This window comes from Dietzia sp. CW19 (assembly GCF_014145265.1).
Lineage (GTDB): Bacteria > Actinomycetota > Actinomycetes > Mycobacteriales > Mycobacteriaceae > Dietzia > Dietzia natronolimnaea.
Map to the genome: position 1 here is coordinate 1 of NZ_JAALEE010000122.1, position 2,501 is coordinate 2,501.

Here is a 2,501-nt window from a genome sequence, read left to right on the forward strand (position 1 = left end):
CGGAGTCGGCGTCGACCTGACGCCCGGGGTGGATCCGGCCAGGTCCGCCGCGATCGACTGCATCAGCGCCACCGCGCCCGCTTCGGTGACCTCGATGCGGTGATGGCCGAGCGAGGCGATGCAGGCGAGGATGGCGCCGGCCGCGCCCCGGGTCCCGGTCCGGGCGACAGCGCCGTGTCCGCGGATCGCGTCGGAGAATCGCTGGCGGATCCGGATGTCGGCCGCCACGACCGCCGCCCGGTCCTCCGGCGTGAGATACCGGATCTGCCAGCGGTACAGCGCGGCGCGGGAGCGGTGGGTCAGTGTCGCCCGGGTGACCGAGTCGACCAGGTGGTCGAGGTCATCGGAACCGGACGTGGCGGCGTCGAGTTCCCCGACGAGCGTGGCGACCGCGTCTCGGAACATCGCGTACTTGCCCGGGACGTACCGGTACAGCGCACCGGGGGTCACCGCGAGTCGATCCGCGATGTGCTCCACACGGGTCGCGTGGTATCCGCGTCGAGTGAACTCCTCGGCCGCGGCCAGCGCGATCTCCGCACGTCGGGACCCCGGTGGAGGGGCGTCCGGGAACCTCGTGGGCAGTGGTGGTGACGACGTCATGACCTCTCGGATCTCGTGAGGGCGGATCGGGGTGTGATCTTGACAACAGCGGATACAGTGGCCATAGTAAACCCGAATTCACAGATATATGTGATCGAATCCATGTGAGTGTCTCGAGTGCGTCGTCGCAGACCGGCTCGGGACGGAAGGGACAACCCACCCATGTCAGTGCCCGAGGCCTACATCTACGACGCGGTGCGCACGCCACGCGGTAAGGGCAAGTCCAGCGGTTCGCTGTACAGCGTCGCCCCGATCGACCTCGCCGTCGGCGTGCTGCGTTCGCTGGTCGAGCGCAACAGCAGTCTCGATCCCGCACAGATCGAGGACGTCGTCATGGGCATCGTCGGTCCGGTCGGTGAGCAGGGCGCGGTGTTGCCCCGCATCGCGGCCCTCGCCGCCGGACTGCCCGAGACGGTGGCCGGGGTGCAGCAGAACCGCTTCTGTGCCTCCGGGCTCGAGGCCGTGAACCTGGCCGCGCAGAAGGTCCGCGCGGGGTGGGAGGACCTCGTCGTCGCCGGTGGCGTGGAGTCGATGTCGCGGGTCCCGATGGGCTCCGACGGCGGCGCCTGGGCGCAGAACCCCCGGGTCAACTACTCCACCTCGTTCGTCCCGCAGGGGATCGGCGCGGACCTCATCGCCACGATCGAGGGCTTCTCCCGCGGGGACGTCGACGAGTTCGCCGCGCGGTCGCAGGAGCTCGCCTCCGCCGCCTGGGACGAGGGCCGCTTCGCGGGCTCGGTCATCCCGGTGGTCGACTCCGCCGGTCTGGTCGTGCTCGACCATGACGAGCACATCCGGCGGGGCACCACCGCCGACGATCTCGCGTCACTCCGGCCGTCGTTCGCGGCGCTCGGTGAGCAGGCCGGTTTCGACGCCGTGGCGCTGCAGAAGTACCACTCGGTCGAGCGCATCGACCACGTCCATCACGCCGGGAACTCCTCCGGGATCGTCGACGGTGCCACCGCGCTGCTCATCGGCAACGCCGAGGCCGGCGAGCGCAACGGCCTCGCGCCGCGCGCCAGGATCGTCTCGGCCGCCGTCATCGGTTCGGAGCCCACGATCATGCTCACCGGCCCCACCCCGGCCGCCCGCAAGGCCCTCGCCAAAGCCGGCCTGACGATCGACGACATCGACCTGTTCGAGGTCAACGAGGCGTTCGCCGCCGTGCCGATGAAATTCGCCAAGGACCTCGGGGTCCCCATGGAGAAGATCAACGTCAACGGCGGCGCGATCGCCATGGGGCACCCCCTCGGCGCGACCGGCGCGATGATCCTCGGCACCGCCCTGGACGAGCTGGAACGCCGCGACGCCCGCTACGCCCTCGCGACCCTGTGCGTGGGTGCCGGCATGGGCATCGCCACCATCATCGAACGCCTGTAGACGACCCGGCCGCCAGCCTTGACAAGGACGAGAAAAACCCCAATGAGCAGCGAATTCACCAACACCATCACCTACGAGCGCGACGCCGACGGCGTCGTCGTCCTCACCATGGACGATCCGGGTCAGAGCGCCAACACCATGAACGCCGACTACCTGGCGTCCATGGAGGCGGCCGTCGACAGGCTCGCCTCCGAGGTCGACGAGATCACCGGCGTGATCCTGACCTCCGCCAAGAAGACCTTCTTCGCCGGCGGCGACCTGGGCGACATCCTGTCGATCCCCGCTGACGGGGCGGACCTGGCCGTGGCCACCGTCGAGCGGGCCAAGGCGCCACTGCGGCGACTGGAGACCCTGGGTAAGCCCGTCGTGGCCGCCATCGCGGGTGCCGCGCTCGGCGGCGGTCTCGAGATCGCGCTGGCCACCCACCACCGGATCGTGGTGGACTCGCCCGCGATCCAGCTGGGCCTACCCGAGGTGAGCCTCGGTCTGCTGCCCGGTGGCGGCGGGATCGTCCGCACCGT

At 70.0% G+C, this 2,501-nt stretch carries 3 protein-coding genes; 2 read left to right on the forward strand and 1 reads right to left on the reverse strand.

Translation table 11 applies throughout. From position 1 onward, the window contains the following. Window positions 1–600, reverse strand: a 600-nt coding sequence (locus G6021_RS04300) for a TetR/AcrR family transcriptional regulator (protein WP_182640733.1), incomplete at its 3' end; no start/stop codon positions are given. A 162-nt stretch (window positions 601–762) separates the two neighbouring features. Here G6021_RS04300 and G6021_RS04305 point away from each other — a divergent pair. Next, complete coding sequence (locus tag G6021_RS04305; RefSeq protein ID WP_182640734.1) at window positions 763–1,980, forward strand: acetyl-CoA C-acetyltransferase; 1,218 nt, start codon at window positions 763–765, stop codon at window positions 1,978–1,980. Between the two features lie 42 nt (window positions 1,981–2,022). Then, the coding region (locus G6021_RS04310) for an enoyl-CoA hydratase-related protein (RefSeq protein WP_182640735.1) at window positions 2,023–2,501 on the forward strand (479 nt) is incomplete at its 3' end.

Coding starts and splice junctions, on each gene's coding strand:
- G6021_RS04305 (WP_182640734.1), top strand. CDS start 763: ATGTCAGTGCCCGAGGCCTACATCTACGACGCGGTGCGCACGCCACGC.